General features: G+C 73.4%; 14 protein-coding genes. 9 read left to right on the forward strand and 5 right to left on the reverse strand.

All coding sequences use genetic code 11. The annotated features are described in order from the left end of the window. Window positions 1-45: 45 nt before the first annotated feature. The 4 genes from ACH45N_RS23460 to ACH45N_RS23475 form a co-directional block, all read right to left on the reverse strand. Window positions 46-798 (reverse strand): hypothetical protein, encoded by a 753-nt coding sequence (locus ACH45N_RS23460; protein WP_397398369.1) that lies wholly within the window; start codon window positions 796-798, stop codon window positions 46-48. After that, a complete protein-coding gene (locus tag ACH45N_RS23465) occupies window positions 795-1,454 on the reverse strand; it encodes a TetR/AcrR family transcriptional regulator (protein WP_397398370.1) in 660 nt (219 codons plus the stop codon). The genes ACH45N_RS23460 and ACH45N_RS23465 overlap by 4 nt, the downstream gene beginning before the upstream one ends. Then, on the reverse strand, window positions 1,447-2,295 hold the full coding sequence (locus tag ACH45N_RS23470) for an alpha/beta fold hydrolase (RefSeq protein ID WP_397398371.1): 849 nt from the start codon (window positions 2,293-2,295) through the stop codon (window positions 1,447-1,449). Before ACH45N_RS23470 ends, ACH45N_RS23465 begins: the two co-directional genes overlap by 8 nt. 128 nt (window positions 2,296-2,423) lie before the next feature. Next, complete coding sequence (locus ACH45N_RS23475) at window positions 2,424-4,451, reverse strand: glycoside hydrolase family 15 protein (protein ID WP_397398372.1); 2,028 nt, start codon at window positions 4,449-4,451, stop codon at window positions 2,424-2,426. 180 nt (window positions 4,452-4,631) lie between these two features. Between ACH45N_RS23475 and ACH45N_RS23480 the strand changes: the two genes are divergently transcribed. Together ACH45N_RS23480 and ACH45N_RS23485 are read left to right on the forward strand one after the other, a co-directional pair. Beyond that, a complete protein-coding gene (locus ACH45N_RS23480) occupies window positions 4,632-5,054 on the forward strand; it encodes a YciI family protein (RefSeq protein ID WP_397398373.1) in 423 nt (140 codons plus the stop codon). Between the two features lie 38 nt (window positions 5,055-5,092). Further along, complete coding sequence (locus ACH45N_RS23485) at window positions 5,093-6,391, forward strand: RNA polymerase sigma factor (protein WP_397398374.1); 1,299 nt, start codon at window positions 5,093-5,095, stop codon at window positions 6,389-6,391. Between the two features lie 83 nt (window positions 6,392-6,474). On the opposite strand, the gene ACH45N_RS23490 is transcribed toward ACH45N_RS23485, so the two are convergent. Next, window positions 6,475-7,263: a hydroxypyruvate isomerase family protein gene (locus ACH45N_RS23490; protein WP_397398375.1), complete on the reverse strand. Its 789-nt coding sequence runs from the start codon at window positions 7,261-7,263 to the stop codon at window positions 6,475-6,477. A gap of 129 nt (window positions 7,264-7,392) precedes the next feature. On the opposite strand from ACH45N_RS23490, the gene ACH45N_RS23495 reads away from it, so the two are divergent. From ACH45N_RS23495 to ACH45N_RS23525, 7 genes are all read left to right on the forward strand, one after another. Continuing rightward, window positions 7,393-8,289 (forward strand): NAD(P)-dependent oxidoreductase, encoded by an 897-nt coding sequence (locus ACH45N_RS23495; protein ID WP_397398376.1) that lies wholly within the window; start codon window positions 7,393-7,395, stop codon window positions 8,287-8,289. Then, window positions 8,286-10,409, forward strand: a complete 2,124-nt coding sequence (locus ACH45N_RS23500; RefSeq protein WP_397398377.1) for a beta-galactosidase trimerization domain-containing protein — start codon at window positions 8,286-8,288, stop codon at window positions 10,407-10,409. Before ACH45N_RS23495 ends, ACH45N_RS23500 begins: the two co-directional genes overlap by 4 nt. Next, complete coding sequence (locus tag ACH45N_RS23505; protein WP_397398378.1) at window positions 10,406-11,374, forward strand: D-2-hydroxyacid dehydrogenase; 969 nt, start codon at window positions 10,406-10,408, stop codon at window positions 11,372-11,374. Before ACH45N_RS23500 ends, ACH45N_RS23505 begins: the two co-directional genes overlap by 4 nt. 82 nt (window positions 11,375-11,456) lie before the next feature. Then, complete coding sequence (locus ACH45N_RS23510) at window positions 11,457-12,749, forward strand: ABC transporter substrate-binding protein (RefSeq protein ID WP_397398379.1); 1,293 nt, start codon at window positions 11,457-11,459, stop codon at window positions 12,747-12,749. Next, window positions 12,746-13,723, forward strand: a complete 978-nt coding sequence (locus tag ACH45N_RS23515) for a carbohydrate ABC transporter permease (protein ID WP_397398380.1) — start codon at window positions 12,746-12,748, stop codon at window positions 13,721-13,723. Before ACH45N_RS23510 ends, ACH45N_RS23515 begins: the two co-directional genes overlap by 4 nt. Further along, on the forward strand, window positions 13,723-14,592 hold the full coding sequence (locus ACH45N_RS23520; protein ID WP_397398381.1) for a carbohydrate ABC transporter permease: 870 nt from the start codon (window positions 13,723-13,725) through the stop codon (window positions 14,590-14,592). Before ACH45N_RS23515 ends, ACH45N_RS23520 begins: the two co-directional genes overlap by 1 nt. Next, on the forward strand, window positions 14,589-16,724 hold the full coding sequence (locus ACH45N_RS23525; RefSeq protein WP_397398382.1) for a family 10 glycosylhydrolase: 2,136 nt from the start codon (window positions 14,589-14,591) through the stop codon (window positions 16,722-16,724). Before ACH45N_RS23520 ends, ACH45N_RS23525 begins: the two co-directional genes overlap by 4 nt. Window positions 16,725-16,741 lie beyond the last annotated feature (17 nt).

A 16,741-nucleotide genomic window follows, 5' to 3' on the forward strand; every position in this document is an offset into this window, starting at 1 on the left:
CAGGCACGACGAAGGCGTGCACCCCGTCCGGGGTGCACGCCTTCGTCATGCCCGACGGTTCCAGACGGCGCCGGCCACCAGCACGCAGCCCACCGCGACCAGGAAACCGTGCGTGATCCGCAGCTCGGGGCCGCCGAAGAACTGGGGGAGCACCAGCACCAGGCCGAGCGCCAGCGGCAGCCCGATCCACCGCGGGTGCGTGCCCGAACCCGGTGCGCCCGAACGCCACAGCGCGACGGCGGCGAGCACCCCGGCCGCCGCGAGCAGGAGCAGCCCGGCGCCGAACGCCGTCACGGCCCAGGGCTGCATGCGCAGCACCTCGACGTCGGCCAGCAGGCCGAGGTCGCCGTCGCGCAGCGCCGCTTCCGCGAGGGTGCGGATGCCGAAGATCTCGGCCCCGAAGTAGAGCGCGGCGAACCCGGCGCCGGCCCAGGCGGTGATCAGCGCCCAGGTCGCGCTCCGGACGCCCGGGGCGCGCCCGGCCGGGGCGCCGGCACCAGCGCCGGCACCACCATCAGCACCGGCGAGGAGCGTCCGCAGGCCGAGCAGCGCCGGCGCGACCAGGCCCAGGCCGAGGATGCCGCACAGGTGCGCCACGACCCAGCGCTCGGAGGCGAACGCGGTGGCCAGGTCGGTGCTCGCGACGGTCTCGTCCGGCCAGGGGCGCAGCAGGGGGAACAGGAGAAAGGCGAGCCCTGCTGCCAGGAAGGCGATCGCGGTCCAGCGCGCCGTGGTCGAGCGCGCGGCGGTCCGGCCGGCGTCGGACGAGCGAGTGGTGGTGTCCTGGGCGGTAGTCATCGGTGGCTCCCAGCGGTCTCGTGGTCCTGCACGGTGTCGGATGGTGCGGGGGTGGCATCGGGCGCGGAGCCCTGGGCGGCGAGCGCGGTGACCCCCGCGACGAGCATGTCGAGCAGCACGGCGAAGCTCTGGTCGACGTCCTCCCGCATCCGGAACCCGCCGCCGAGCTCCAGCACGACGAAGCCGTGGAAGCCCGCACGGACGGCGCGGATGGCGTCGATCAGGCGGTCGTCGGGCAGTCCGAAGCCGTGCAGCACGGCGCCGACCACCCGGACGCTCTCGGCGGCCGCCTCGCGCGACGCGGCGTCGGCCGGGTCCTCCGGGTCGGGGCCGATCTGCGTGGCCGCGTACCGGCCGGGGTGCTCGTGCGCGTAGGTGCGCCACGAGGTCGCCAGCGCGCGCAGGGCGTCGCTGCCGGCCCGGCCGACGGTCGCGGAGGTCGCGGCGGCCGTGACCTCCCGGACGGCGATCAGGGCCACTTCGCGGCGCAGGTCGGCCAGCGAGCCGACGTGCTTGTAGAGGCTGGGAGCCGCGACGCCGGCCTTCGCGGCGACCTTGGCGAGGGTCAGGTCCGCGAACCCCCCCGCCCCGCCGTCGTCGACCACCTCCAGCGCCAGGCGCACCACGGCGTCGTGCGACAGGCCCGCCCTAGGCATTCCGGCCGCCGTCCGGGAGCCCGGCGAGGAAGTCGAGCACGGCCGGCACCACCACGTCCGGCGCCTGCTGTGCCGGGTAGTGCCCCACCTCGTCGACCAGGACGCCGCGCGCCCCGATCGTCTCGGTGATCCAGGCGAGCTCCTGCGCGGGGTCGGCGAAGTCGGGGTCGAGCGCGCCGACCACGGCCAGCGACGGCGCCGCGACCTCGGACAGCCGGGCCTCGACGACCGAGTGGTCGAGCACCAGGGAGAGGTCCCGGAACGAGCGCAGGTGCGCCGGGTCGCGCAGGCTCTGCCGGACCGCCGCGACCTGCTCGGCATGCCGCGCGGAACGGCGGCCCTTGCTGATCGACGAGTAGTAGGCGGCCCAGAACGCGGCGCCCCAGGGCCGGGCGAGGAGCACCCGGAGGGCGAGCCGCATGGTCGCCTGCATCGCCGGGGAGCCCGGCTGGCGCAGGAGCGGGCTGAGCAGCACGAGCCCGCGCACGAGCTCGGGGCGCTCGGCGGCAGCCCAGGCGGCGGCGGACGACGCCATCGAGTTGCCGAGCAGCACCGCGGGCCCGGCGCCGAGGTGCTCGACGAGCGCGATGAAGTCGGTGCCGGTGGCGTCGTCGCCGTGCGTGCGGAACGTGGTGTCGGAGTCGCCGTGGCCGCGCAGGTCCGCGACGACCACGCGGTAGCCGGCGTCGACGAGCGTGGGGGCGAGGTCGTCGTAGGTGGACCGGAGGTCACCCATGCCGGGCATGGCGACGACGAGCGGGCCGGATCCCGTGTCGGTGTAGGCGAGGTTGCCCTCGGGCCGGGGCAGGTAGGCGAGCCGGTTGCTCTGGCTGGTTGTCATAGCCATAAAGCTACGCCCATTAGCCAATGGGCGCAAGACCCCCCGGAGAACACGACGAGTGCGGGATCTTCGCGCTGCCGACCAGGGCAGACAGGGCGAAGATCCCGCACTCGGCGGGGCACTACGGATCACATGGGCCGGGGCACCCCGAAGTAGCCCTTCTCGGCCTCGCCGGTCTCCGCCTTGATCACGTGCATCACGGCGTTGATCAGGGCCAGGTGCGTGAACGCCTGCGGGAAGTTGCCCAGGTGCCGGCCACTGCCGGGCTCGATCTCCTCCGCGTACAGGTCGAGCGAGGACGCGTAGCCGAGCAGCCGCTCGCACAGCGCCCGGGCCCGCTCCACCTCGCCGATCTCGACCAGTGCGGACACCAGCCAGAACGAGCAGATCGTGAAGGAGCCCTCCTCGCCGCGCAGGCCGTCGTCGGTCTCGTCCGTCCGGTACCGCAGCACCAGGCCGTCCTCGGTGAGCTCGTCCGCGATCGCCAGCACGGTCGCCCGCACGCGCTCGTCGTCCGGCGGCAGGAACCGCAGCAGCGGCACGAGCAGCAGCGACGCGTCCAGCGCGGGGTCGCCGTAGCGCTGGGTGAACACGCCGCGGTCGTCCACGCCCTTGGTGCAGATGTCGTCGGCGATCTCGTCGGCGATCTTCTGCCACGCCTTGGCGTAGTCGGGCTCGTCGTACAGCCGGGCGAGTTTGGCGCCGCGGTCCATCGCCACCCAGCACATGAGCTTGGAGCTGGTGAAGTGCTGCGGCTCGCCGCGCACCTCCCAGATGCCCCGGTCCGGCTCGTGCCAGTGCTTCATGGCCTCCTCGACCTGCCGCTTGAGGATGGGCCACAGCGACTCGGGAAGCTGGTCGCGGGACTTGGCGTGCAGCCACACGGAGTCCAGCACCGCGCCCCACACGTCGTGCTGGCGCTGGTCGTACGCGGCGTTGCCGATCCGCACGGGCTGGGCGCCCTCGTAGCCGGAGAGGTGCGGCAGCTCGAACTCCTCCAGAGTCTCCTCGCCGCCCACCCCGTACATGATCTGGAGCTGCCGGTTGTCGCGGCAGACGTCCTGGATGAACGCGAAGAAGTCGTTCGCCTCGCGCTCCAGGCCCAGCGTGTACAGGCCCCACAGCGCGAACGTCGAGTCGCGGATCCACGCGTACCGGTAGTCCCAGTTGCGCTCGCCGCCCGGGGTCTCGGGCAGCGACGTCGTCGCCGCGGCGATCAGCGCGCCCGTGGGGGAGTAGGTCAGCCCCTTCAGGGTGAGCGCGGAGCGCTGCAGGTAGACGCGCCACGGGTGGTCGGGGAAGGTGCCCTGCGTGATCCAGCCGCGCCAGAACCGCTCGGTGCGCCACATCGCGTCGAGGGCTTCCTTGTAGCTGGTCGGCGGGTCCTGCGAGCCCCAGGACATCGCGACGAAGTGCTCGTCACCCTGCGACATCCGCGTGCGCGCCGTCGCCCGCTTGCCCTCCAGCCCGAACCGCAGGCTGGACCGCAGGTGCACGTCCGGCGTCGAGTCGCCGATCTTGGCGACGACCGCGGAGTACCCGCTGTTCTCGTACTCCCAGTCCACCTCGGACCGCGCGTAGTCGGGGCGCGGCTCGCACTCGACCTCGACCTCGACCGTGCCCGACACGCACTTGATGGTGCGCAGCAGGATGTGCTCGGCGTCGTCGTCCGTGGGCGTGCGGCGGTGCGTGCCGGACCGCGACTCGAGGTCGTGCCACGGCCCCATCAGCATGGCGTCGCGCACCACGAGCCAGCCGGTCTCCGTCTGCCACGTCGTCTCGAGGATGAGCGTGCCGGGCAGGTAGCGGCGGGCGCTGGGCACGCGCACACCGTGCGGGCCCACGCGGAAGTGGCCGGCTCCCCGGTCGAGGATCTTGGCGAAGATGCTGGGCGAGTCGGGGCGCGGGATGCACATCCACTCCACGCTGCCCGACGGCGCGATGAGCGCGTTGGCCTCGCAGTCCGAGAGGAACCCGTACTCGCCGATGTGCGGGAACTTGCTGCGCCCGTCCCAGGCCTGCGGGGACGGAGCGTCGCTCGATCTGTGCGTTCTGGCCGGTGCCGGGCTGGCGGGCGTCGGCTTCTTGCCGCGCCGGGAGGACGTACCGGCGGCAGGGGCGTCGGGCCCCTGCGCTTCAATCGATTCGAGCGTCATGAGCATCAAGGGTTCCGCACGTTCCGCGCGCCTGGCAAGCCGGATCTGTGTGACGCGCGGAACCTGTCCGCATGCTCCACGAAACAGATTCGCGGGCCGTGTCGATCCACCTGTTTCCCGTTCGACCTGTGGATGAGAAGGTCCCACCAGGGACCGGAAAACCACGGAGGAGAAGAAGCCATGGCGAAGTACATGCTCATCATGCGAGCGACCGACGAGACGGTGACCGCCTACCAGAACATGGACTTCCAGAAGATCATGAACGACATGGGCGCGTTCAACGAGGAGATGATCAAGGCGGGCGTGCTCGTGGCCGGCGAGGGCCTCGAGGATGCCGCCGACTCCGTCGTCGTCGACTACTCCACCGAGACGCCCGTCGTGACCGACGGGCCGTACGGCGAGACCAAGGAGCTGTTCAACGGCTTCTGGATCCTGGAGGTCGCCTCGAAGGAGGAGGCCGTCGAGTGGGCCAAGCGCGCGCCGCTGGCCGGGCCTGGCAGCAAGGCGGAGATCCGCAAGGTCACCGAGCTCGACCAGTTCCCGGAGGACAACGAGTACATCCAGAAGGAGAAGGCCTGGCGCGAGTCCACCGGCCAGCGCTGAGCCGGGACCGACAGGGCAGCGGCAGGAAGGGCGAGGAGATGGACGACGACGCCGCGCGGCGGGCCGTCGAGGCGGTCTGGCGGATCGAGTCCGCGCGCATCGTCGGCGCGCTCACCCGCTACACCCGCGACTTCGAGCTCGCCGAGGACGTGGCCCAGGAGGCGCTCGCCGCGGCGCTCGTCTCCTGGCCGCGCGACGGCACGCCGCGCGACCCCGCGGCGTGGCTCATCGCGACGGCGCGGCGCCGGGCGATCGACGCCTACCGGCGTCGGGCCGGGCGGGACGAGCGGTACGCCGCGCTCGCGCACGGCCTGGCCGAGGGCGAGGCGGTCGTGGGCGGTCCGACGGCGCCCGGGACCGGCGCCGGCGCAGGAGACCCGGGCGCCGAGCCGGCCCTCCTCGACCCCGGGCGGATCGACGACGACGTGCTCGCCCTGATGTTCGTCTCGTGCCACCCCGTGCTGTCGCGGGAGGCGCGCATCGCGCTGACCCTGCGCGTCGTGGGCGGCCTGACCAGCGAGGAGATCGCCCGCGCGTTCCTCGTGCCCGTCGCGACGGTCCAGGCGCGCATCACCCGCGCCAAGAAGACGATCGCGGCGGCGCAGGTCCCGTTCGAGGTGCCCGACGGCGAGGACCGGGTCGCCCGGCTCTCGTCGGTGCGGAACGTGCTGTATGTGATCTTCACGGAGGGCTCGTCGGCGACGTCGGGCGACGACTGGATCCGGCACGACCTGGCGCGCGAGGCCGTGCGCCTGACCCGGGTGCTGGCCCGGCTGGCCCCCGAGCCCGAGACGTTCGGCCTGCTCGCGCTGCTGGAGCTGACCGCCGCCCGGTTCCCGGCCCGGACGGGCCCCTCGGGGGAGCCGATCCTCCTGGAGGACCAGGACCGGCGGCGCTGGGACCGGGCCGCGATCACCCGGGGCCGGGCGGCGCTGCGGCGCGGCGTCGGCCCGGCGGGCATGGGCAGCTACGCCCTGCAGGCCGCGATCGCCGAGTGCCACGCGGTGGCCCCGTCCGTGCCGGAGACGGACTGGCAGCGGATCGTGCTGCTCTACGAGGCGCTGGGCCGCATCGCGCCGTCGCCCGTGGTGGACCTCAACCGGGCCGTGGCGGTGGCCATGGCGCACGGGCCCGACCTGGGGCTGCGCGTCGTGGACGGCCTGGTCGACCAGGGCGTGCTCGCCGGGTCGCACCTCCTGCCCGGCGTGCGGGGCGAGCTCCTGTCGCGGCTCGGCCGCACGGCCGAGGCCCGCGGCGAGTACCTCCGCGCGGCGGAGCTCTGCGGCAACGCCGCGGAGCGAACGGTCCTGGAGTCCAAGGCGGCCGCCCTCCCGTGATCCCCACTTGTTGAGTGCTGGGTATTTGCGCGTGCGAAACGTTGTCGGACCGCAAATACCCAGCACTCAACGGGAGCGGGGGGTCAGGGGGCGGGGAGCCACGTGAGGGTCTGCTCCGTCCGGGTCGTCGGGCGGTACTCGCAGCCGACCCAGCCCGCGTAGCCCGTCGCGTCCAGGGTCGCGAAGAAGGCCGCGAAGTCGATCGTGCCCGTACCCGGCTCGCCGCGGCCGGGGGAGTCGGCGACCTGTACATGGCCGACGGCGCCGGCCGCGCGACCGAGGTCCGCGACCACGTCCGCGCCGTTGTTGTGCAGGTGGTAGGCGTCGAAGAGGACGGCGGCGCCGTCGCCCACGCGGTCGACCACGGCCAGCGCGTCGTCCAGGGTCCGCACGGGGTAGTCCCCGTTCTCGCCGTCCGTCAGGGGCTCGACCAGCACGGTCGCGCCGACCTCGCCGAGCACGTCCGCCGCGCGGCGCAGGTTGCGCGTCGCCGTCTCGTCCTGGACCTCGGCCTGGACGCCCGGCAGGCGCTGCCCGTACAGCGCGTTGGCGCACGCGCAGCCGGTCGCCTCGACGATCGCCCGGACCACCGCGAGGTTCGCGGCGAACTCCTCGGTCCGGCCAGGGTGCGAGACGATGCCGCGCTCCCCGCCCGGCATGTCCCCGGCGAACAGGTTGATCCCGGTCAGCCGCACCCCCGCGTCGCCCAGCCCCCCGACGAAGGCGTCCACCTGCGCACCCGCCGGGTCGGGGTCGGAGAAGGGCCACCAGCACTCCACCGCCTCGAACCCGGCGGCACGGGCGCGAGCGAACCGCTCGGACAGCGGCACCTCGCTGAACAGGAGGGAGACGTTGGCGGCGAACCTGGGCATCGAGCTCTCCGATCTTGGGGCATTGACCGTGACAGGTATATCGAAATACCCTTCCTCAGGCCAGGGTCGATAAGCAAGTGAGATCGCACTGATCAATCGATAGATCATCGAACGAGGGAGTTCGGTCATATGGCAGTCGTGGGCTTTGTCGGGCTGGGCGTCATGGGGCGGCCGATGGCGGCCAACCTCGTCCGCGCCGGGCACGAGGTGCGGGCGTTCAGCCGGGGAGCGGCGGGCCGGGCGAGTGCCGCAGCGCTCGGGGTGCCGGTCGTCGCGAGCGTGGCCGAGGCGGTCCAGGGCGCCGACGTCGTGCTCACGATGCTCCCCGACACCCCTGACGTCCGGGCCGTCGCGCTCGGGCCGGACGGCGTGCTGGAGCACCTCGCGCCGTCGGGCGCCTACATCGACCTGAGCACCATCGAGCCCGGGGCCGCCCGCGAGATCGCGGCCCGGTTCGCGGAGGCGGGACACGGCGTCCTCGACGCCCCCGTCTCCGGCGGTGAGGCCGGGGCCCGCGAGGGCACGCTCTCGATCATGGTCGGCGGGCCCGCCGACGTGGCCGAGCGGTGGCGGGACCTGCTCGGCGCCCTGGGCACCACCGTCGTGCGGGTCGGCGAGGCGGGCGGGGGACAGGTGGTCAAGGCCGCCAACCAGCTCGTGGTCGCCACCCACCTCCAGGCGCTCGCGGAGGCGGTGGTGTTCCTGGAGGCGCACGACGCCGACGTCGCCACGGCGCTCTCCGTCATCGCGCGCGGGCTCGGCGGCAGCACCGTCATCGACCGCAAGACCGCCGGCGTGCTGGCCGGGGACTACACGCCGGGCTTCCGCCTGGAGCTGCACCACAAGGACCTGGGCATCGTCGAGGACGCCGCGCGGGCCCGCGGGGCGGTGCTCCCGGTCACCGCCCTGGTCGGCCGGCTCGTCCAGTCGCTGGTGCAGCGTGGGGACGGCGGCCGCGACCACTCGGCGCTGGTGGCGCTGGCCCGCGAGCTCAACGGCACCACGGACGGGACGGGGGCGCGATGAGCCTGACCACGCAGCAGCCCGGCACCGGCGAACAGGTCCGCCCCGGCTGGTGGGACGAGCCGTTCCAGGTGTTCCAGACCAACCTCCGCGAGATCGACGCGGGGCTCGACGTCGAGCGCACGTTGGACGACGTCGAGCGGCACGGCGCGAACGTCTGGCTGCTCAACGTGGGCGGCATCCTCTCGCACTACCCGACCGGGCTGGACGTCCAGACGCGCAACCCGCACCTCGACGCGCGGCCCGGCGGGGACCTCGTCGGCGACGCGCTGGCGGCCGCCCGGCGCCGGGGCGTCCGGCTGCTCGCCCGGATGGACTTCTCCAAGGTGGCCCCCGCGATCGCCGACGCGCACCCCGAGTGGCTCTACGTCTCGCCGTCGGGGGAGCGGCAGGTCTTCGAGGGGCTGGTCAGCGTCTGCCCCAGCGCCGGGTACCAGCAGGAGCGGCTCTTCGACGTCGTGGACGAGGTGCTCGACCGCTACGCCGTGGACGGGTTCTTCTTCAACTGGTTCGGCTTCAACGAGGTGGACTACGCCGGGCGGGTGCACGGCGTGTGCCACTGCGCCGCGTGCGTGGCCGGGTTCCGGTCACGGACCGGGCTGACCCGGCTGCCCGAGCGGGCGGGCGACGAGGGTTACCGGCAGTGGCGCGGCTACGCCGCCGCCACCATCGAGGCGCTGACGGCGCGGGTGCGGGCGCACATCGCCGCGCGCCGTCCCGACGCCGCGCTGATCCTCGGCACCGCCGCCGACGTGCTGTTCCACGAGGCGAACAACGCGATCGGTCGCACGCTGTGGCCGTACGCCACGGGCGAGGCGGTCAGCGCGCTGCGCTCGGCGCGGCCCGGGAAGCCGGTCCTGGTCAACGCCGTCGCGTTCTGGGACATGCCGTACCGGCTGGCCGACGAGCAGCCCGAGATGCTCGGCCAGTACCTTGCGCAGGCGATCTCGCGCGGCGCCAACCCGTCGACCTACATCATGGGCCCCACCGGAGGCATCGCCTACGGCGGGCTCGCCGCCGCGGCGGCCGTCACGCGGTTCCACCGCGACCACCGGCGCGAGTACACCGGGCTGGCGCCCGCGGCCGAGGTGGGCCTCGTGCGCCCCGACCCCCTGGACGACGACGGCCGGTACGGCACCGGCACGGCTGAGCACCGCGGCCTGCTCACCGGGCTGGTCGAGCGGCACGTGCCCTTCGACGTGGTGCCCGTGGGCGCCCTGGAGACGCGGGACGTCGACGCGCGGTTCCGGGTGCTCGTACTGCCCGACCTGCCCTCCCTGTCACCGGGCGCGGTCGCCGCGCTCGACCGGTTCGTCCGGGGCGGCGGCTCGCTCGTGGCCACCGGCCGGAGCGGGATCGGCCCCGACGGTTCCGTGGTCGAGTGGTTCCCCGGGCGGCGAGTGGTCGAGGTGGCCGCCGACCGGGACGCACTCAGGTCGAGCTACGTGCGGCTCGACGGCGGACCGGGCCACGCCGGGGACCCGGCAGGCAGCTCGGCCGGCGACGCGGCCGGTACAGCGGTCGAGGGCGCCGTGCTCGTCCCGCGCCACGGCCGGCACCACCGGCTCGCGTGGCGGCCCGACGTCGTCGGCAGGCACCTCCTGATCAGGAGCGCGCCCTACGGGCCGCCCGAGAAGGCGTACGGGCACGTGGCGGGTACCGAGCACGTGGGCGGCGAGCGCCGGCACGGCGCGGGCACCGTGGTCCAGCTGCCCTGGGTCGCCGGCACGGCCTACCTGGACACCCGGCTGACCCGGGTCCGGGACGTGGCGGTCGACCTCGTGGTCGAGCGCCTCCTGGACCGGCCCGAGCGGCGCCTGCCGGTCACGGTCGAGGCCCCGGAGCAGGTCGAGGTCGTCGTCGGCCGCTCGGCGGCGGGCCTCGTGGTGCACCTGCTCAACCACTCCGGCCAGCGCGGCAACGGGTACGGCCCGACGCTTCCGGTGCACCGCGTCACGGTGCGCGCCGCTGGCCTGGCCGGGCGGCCGGCCCGGGCCCTGGCGGGCGCCGCCTCCGTGGTGGACGACGGCGAGGACCTGCTCGTGCGGGTCGCCACCGTGGCCGAGCTCGAGGTGGTCGTGATCGACGACGGCGCACCGGCGACCGACGGGAGACCGTCATGACCGACGTGGTGGTCGTCCGGGGCGGCCAGGGCGAACGGGTCGTGGACCGGGTGCGCGCCGCGCACCCCGGCCTCGTGGTCGCCTCCGCGGACGACGCCGGCGCGCTGCGGGCCGCGACCGTGGCGGCCGGCCGGCTCACCGACGACGAGGTCGCGGCCATGCCGCACCTGGCCTGGGTGCACTCGTGGGCGGCGGGTGTCGAGTCCGACGTCGGGCCGGCGCTGCGCCGTCGCGCGACGGGACCGGCCGGGCGGCCGGACGCGTCGGGAGAGGTGACGGTGACGTCGTCGGCCGGGAACGGGGCGGTGCCCCTGGCCGAGCAGGCGCTCATGCTCATGCTGATGCTCAGCCGCCAGGCGCTGCGCTGGGGCGACGCCCAGCGGGCGCACCGCTGGGAGCGGTTCACGCACGACGAGCTCGCCGGGCGGACCGTGGGCATCTACGGCTACGGCAACGTCGGGCGTGAGCTCGCGGTGCGGGCACGGGCGTTCGGCATGCGCGTGGTGGCGCTCCGCCGTCGGCCCGCGGAGCCCGGCGACCCCGTGGACCGCATGCTGCCCCCGGACGCGGTGGACGAGCTGGCCGCGGGCAGCGACTTCCTGGTCGTGGCCGCGCCGCTCACCGACCAGACGGCCGGGGCGATCGGCCTGCGGACGCTGCGCGCGCTGGGCTCGGACGGGCACCTCGTGGTGGTCTCGCGCGGCGGGATCGTGCGTGAGGCCGACCTGGTCGCCGCCGTCCGCGACGGACTGATCGCCGGGGCGGGCCTGGACGCCCACACCACCGAACCCCTGCCCCCGGACTCACCCCTGTGGGACCTGCCCCGCACGATCGTCACCCCGCACAACGGGGCGACGACGCCCGCCACCGCGGACCGCGGCACGGCGATCTTCCTCGACAACCTGGACCGGTGGCTCGCGCGGCGTCCGCTGCGCAACGTCGTCGACGTGGGGCGCCTGCCCTGACGCCGTGCCCCTGAGACCGCGCTCCGTGCGCACCAGCAAGTCCGTAGGACTCCGTACAACGACGTACTGAAAGAAGGACACCATGTCAGACCTCACTCGCCGGTCGTTCCTCACGTGGACGGGGATGGGGGCGCTCTCCGTCGCCGCCCTCTCGCTCGCCGGCTGCTCCCCGTCCGGCTCCTCCGGAGGGGGCGACTCGGTCCGGTTCGCCTGGTGGGGCGGCTCCGACCGGCAGCGCGCCTACCTGGCGGCGCTCGACGCGTTCACCGCGGAGCACCCCGAGATCAAGGTCGCCCCGGAGTTCGGCGACTACGACGCCTACCAGGAGCGCATGACCACGCAGATGGCGGCGCGCGACGTGCCCGACGTCTTCTGGATCCCGTCGCCCGCCGTCCTGACCTACCGCGACGCGGGGCTGTACCGCGACCTCGACGGCATCGACGGGCTGGACCTCGCCGCGTTCGGCGCGGACCAGGTCGAGACCTTCAAGCTCGGCGGCGAGCTCAACACGCTGCCCAAGTCGATCTTCAGCCCGGTGGTGCGCTGGAACACCACGTTCCAGGAGGAGGACGGCGTGTCGCTGCCCGACCAGCTCTCCTGGGACGGCCTGGCCGAGCTGCTCGTCGACTACTCGAAGAACAACGCCGGCGGTCGCAAGGGCACCACGTACGGCCCGTACCACGACATGCCGTTCGAGTCGTTCCTGCGCCAGCGCGGCGAGGACCTGTGGACCGAGGACGGCACGCTCGGGGCGAGCGTGGACGGCGTGGCCGCCTGGATCGACTGGTGGGAGAAGCTGCGGCTCGCGGGCGCGACGACGACCGTGAGCGAGCAGGACGGCATCGAGCCGTCCTGGGCCCAGGTGGGTGACAAGGTGCTGCTCACCTTCGCGAACTCCAACCACATCGTCGACGACGCGCAGGCCTTCCCGGACTACTCGTTCGACCAGCGCGACGTGCCGGCCGCCGAGGACGCCGCCGCCGGCTACCACTTCACCTACTACAGCCGGTTCGCCATGTACTCGGGCGTGCCGGACGACCGGGTCGAGGCGGCCGCCGCGCTGATGAGCTTCAACCTCAACTCGCCCGAGCTGCTGAGCCTGGTCGGCCTGTCGGCCGGGGCGCCGCCCAACGCGGACCTCCTCGACGCGTACGAGCCCGACGCGACGCCCGACGAGCAGAAGGTCATCGCCATCACCCGCGAGGTCGCCGGGACGGAGCAGCGCCCGCGGTACGAGGCGCCGGCCGGGTCGGGGAGCTGGCGTGACCTCCTGATCCGCGAGCTCGAAGAGGTCACGCTCGGCCAGAAGAGCGTGCCCGACGCCGCCGCGTCCTTCGTCGAGGCCGTCGAGGGCGAGATCGCGGGCGCACGATGACCCTCACGTCGTCGAAGGACACCGGGCGCCGGGCGCGCGGGGCGCCCGGCGCGGCCGGGACGAAACCGCCGCGGGGCAGGGCCAAGGCGTCGGGCGCCACCCGGGGCCAGGGCCTGGTGGCCCACGTCTTCCTGCTGCCGTGGATGATCGGGATGGTCGCCGTGACCGCCGGCCCGCTGGTCGCCTCCCTGGTGCTGGCCTTCACCGACTACGACCTGCTGAGCCCGCCGCAGTTCATCGGGCTCGACAACTTCGTGCGGATGGCGGGGGACGAACGGTTCTGGGCCGCCGTCCGCGTGACGCTCGTCTACGTGCTCGTGTCGGTGCCGCTGCAGCTCGGGTTCGCGCTGTTCCTGGCGGTCGTGCTCGACAAGGGGCTGCGCGGGCTGTCGCTCTACCGCAGCGCCTTCTACCTGCCGTCCCTGCTCGGGGGAAGCGTCGCCATCGCCATCCTGTGGCGGCAGATCTTCGGCGAGAACGGCCTGGTCAACCACGTCCTGGGCTGGTTCGGCCTGGAGCTGGGCTCGTGGCTGCAGGACCCGTCGCTGGCGCTGTCCACCCTGGTGGTGCTCAACGTCTGGACCTTCGGCTCGCCGATGGTGATCTTCCTGGCGGGGCTGCGGCAGATCCCCGAGGAGCTGTACGAGGCCGCCATGATCGACGGCGCCGGCCGCGTGCGGCGGTTCTGGTCGATCACCATCCCGCTGCTCACGCCGATCATCTTCCTCAACCTGATCCTGCAGATGATCAGCGCGTTCCAGGCCTTCACGCAGGCGCACGTGGTCAGCGGCGGGAGCGGCGGGCCGCTCGACTCGACGCTCTTCTACACCCTCTACATCTACCAGCGCGGCTTCGTGAACTTCGACATGGGATACGCGTCCGCGATGGCGTGGGTGCTCCTCCTGGTCATCGCCGCCGCCACCGCCGCGAACTTCATCGTGTCGCGGCGCTGGGTCTACTACGGAGACGAATGATGGCTGCCACCACCCCGACCGTGACCCGCGGCGGCAGCAGCCGCGGTGCCGTGAGCCGCGTCGTGCGGCACGCCGTGCTCATCGTGTTCGTGCTGCTCATGACCTATCCGCTGCTGTGGATGCTCGTGAGCTCGTTCAAGCCGAGCAACCTCATCCTGTCCCAGACCGGGCTGTTCCCCGGCGAGGTCACGCTGGAGAACTACGCCGACGGCTGGGACGCGCTCGGTTCCCCGTTCAGCCTGTTCCTCGGCAACTCGCTGCTGATCGGCGTCGGGTCCGTGCTGGGCAACCTGTTCTCGTGCTCGCTCACGGCCTACGCCCTGGCCCGGCTCAACTTCAGGATGAGCAAGCTCTACCTCGCGCTCACGCTGATGACGATCATGCTGCCGTTCCACGTGCTCGTGATCCCGCAGTACATCCTGTTCGCGGAGCTGGGCTGGATCAACACCTACATCCCGCTGCTGCTGCCCAAGTTCCTGGCGACGGACGCCGTGTTCATCTTCCTCATGGTGCAGTTCATCCGGTCCCTGCCGCGGGAGCTCGACCAGGCCGCGATGATCGACGGCGCCGGGCCGTTCCGCATCTTCTGGTCGGTGATCCTGCCGCTGATGCAGCCCGCGCTCATCACCACCACGATCTTCACCTTCATCTGGACGTGGAACGACTACTTCGGCCCGTTGCTGTACCTGACCCGGACCGAGCTGTACACGGTCCCGGTGGCGCTGAAGTCGCTGGTCGACACCGAGACGCAGAGCGGCATCGGCACGATGTTCGCCATGTCGCTGCTGTCCCTGGTGCCGATCGTCCTGTTCTTCGTCTTCGCTCAGCGCTACATCATCAAGGGCATCGCGACGACGGGAATCAAATGACTGCTGCGCGCACCGGACTGGACGGCACCCACCGCTGGACCCAGCTCACCTTCGTGGAGAACGACCCGCTGGACTTCGACCTCGACGAGTGGGCCGACGTCATGGAACGCACCGCGTCCACGGCGGTCTGCATCAGCGCCGGCGGCTACGTCGCGTACTACCCGACCAAGGTGCCGCTGCACCACCGCAGCACGTACCTCGGCGACCGGGACCTGCTCGGCGAGGTGGTCGACCTGGCCCGCTCGCGCGGGATGGCGGTCATGGCCCGCGTGGACCCGCACGCGGTACACCGGGACGTCGTCGAGCAGCGGCCCGACTGGATCGCGCGGACGGAGGACGGCGAGCTCCTGGAGCACTGGGCGATGCCCGGTATCTACCTCACCGATGCGTTCGGCGGGTACAGCTGGGAGCTCACGACGGAGGTGCTGCGCGAGATCGCGCGCGACTACGACGTCGACGCGCTGTTCGCGAACCGGTGGCAGGGGCACGGCCCCGGCTACACCGCGACGACGGCGGCGGACTACCGGGCGGCGACCGGGCGCCCGCTGCCCACCTCGAAGGACCCCGCCGGGGGCGAGGCCTGGGCGACCTACCGCGCCTGGCGGCGCTCGCGGCTCAGCGACCTCGTGGCGCACTGGGACCGGGCCGTGCAGGAGGTGGCGCCCGCCGTGCGGTTCGTGCCGAACCTCGGCTCGTTCACCGCCGCCGACCTGGAGCCCCGGGTCGCGCGGGCCGTGCCGTTCCTGCTGGTGGACCACCAGGCCCGGGGTGACGGCGAGGCCCTCTGGTCCGCCGGCCGGGACGCCAAGCGGGTGCGCGCGCTGCACCCGGGCAAGCCGGTCGGGCTCATCACCTCCGTGGGGCCGGAGTCGCACGACTTCCGGTGGAAGGACTCGGTCAACGCGGCGGTCGAGACCACCGGGTGGATCGTCGACGGGTTCGTGCACGGCGCCTTCCCCTGGTTCACCAAGTTCGCCGCCAAGATCCACGACCCGCGGTGGATCCCCGCCGTGGAGCGGGCGTTCGGGCTGCACCGCGCGGTGTCCGGCGGGCTCGCCGGCGCGCGGCCCGTGGCGGAGACGCTCGTGTGGGACGCCGACGAGCGCGCGGCGTCCCAGCCGGTGCGGGACGCGGCGTCGGGCGTCTACCAGGCCCTGGTCGAGCTGGGCGTCCCGTTCGAGTACGTGGGGCCCGGGTCGCTGTCGGCGCTGTCGCGCCCCGGCGTCCGGCTCGTCGTCCTGCCCGAGGTGCCCACCCTCGAGGCCGCGGCGGCGGACGCCCTGCGGTCGTTCGCCGAGGCTGGCGGTGCGCTGCTGCTCACCGGCGGCGGGCCCGACGTCGCGGGCCGCGGGCCCCTGGTCCGGGAGCTGCTCGGGGTCGACGTCGTCGAGCGGCGCGGCGGGATCGTGCGCAACAACTATGTGCAGCGCGAGCCGGGCGGGGCCCTCCAGGACGGGTTCGGCGACGCCCGCCGGGTCGTCGGCGGCACCCGGCTGGTCCGGTTCGGCGTGCCGGCGGATGCCGGCGGCCTTCCGGACGGCGCGGGCGGCGTCGACGTCTCGTGGCGCTTCGTGCCGGACCACCCGGACCTGCCGATGGAGGAGGTCTACCCGAGGTCGGTCGCGACGGACCCGGCGGTCCTCGGCGGCGCGGTCGGCGCGGGCCGGGCCGACGTCGTCGGCTTCAACGTCACCGAGCTGTACTGGCAGGCGCTCCAGGCCGACCACCTGACGCTGCTGGACAACCTCGTGCGCCGCGGGCTGGACGGCGGGCGGGCGGTCGAGGTGCGTGGCCCGGGTGTGCTCGACGTCGCGACGTGGGCCGGCGACCGCTCGTTCACCGTGCTGGCCGCCAACCTGACCGACCCGATGATGATGCGCGGGCAGCGCCGGGTGGTCGTCCCGCTGGACGGCGTGCGGGTCGTGGTCGACCTCGACCGGGTCGCGGCGCTGGCCGGGGCGCCGGTGCCGCGCGACGTGGCCGGGGACGGTGCAGGGGAAGGGGCCGGGGTTCGGGTGGAGGTGCTGGTCGGCGAGGACTGGGCGCGGGCCGAGGTGACGGCGTCCGCCGGGCGCCTCGAGGTGGCGCTGCCGCCGGTCGAGGAGCTGGCCGCCGTCCGGCTGACCTGGTAGCCCCAGGGGGCTCCCGC

This window comes from Promicromonospora sp. NPDC019610 (genome assembly GCF_044389365.1).
Classification (GTDB): domain Bacteria; phylum Actinomycetota; class Actinomycetes; order Actinomycetales; family Cellulomonadaceae; genus Promicromonospora.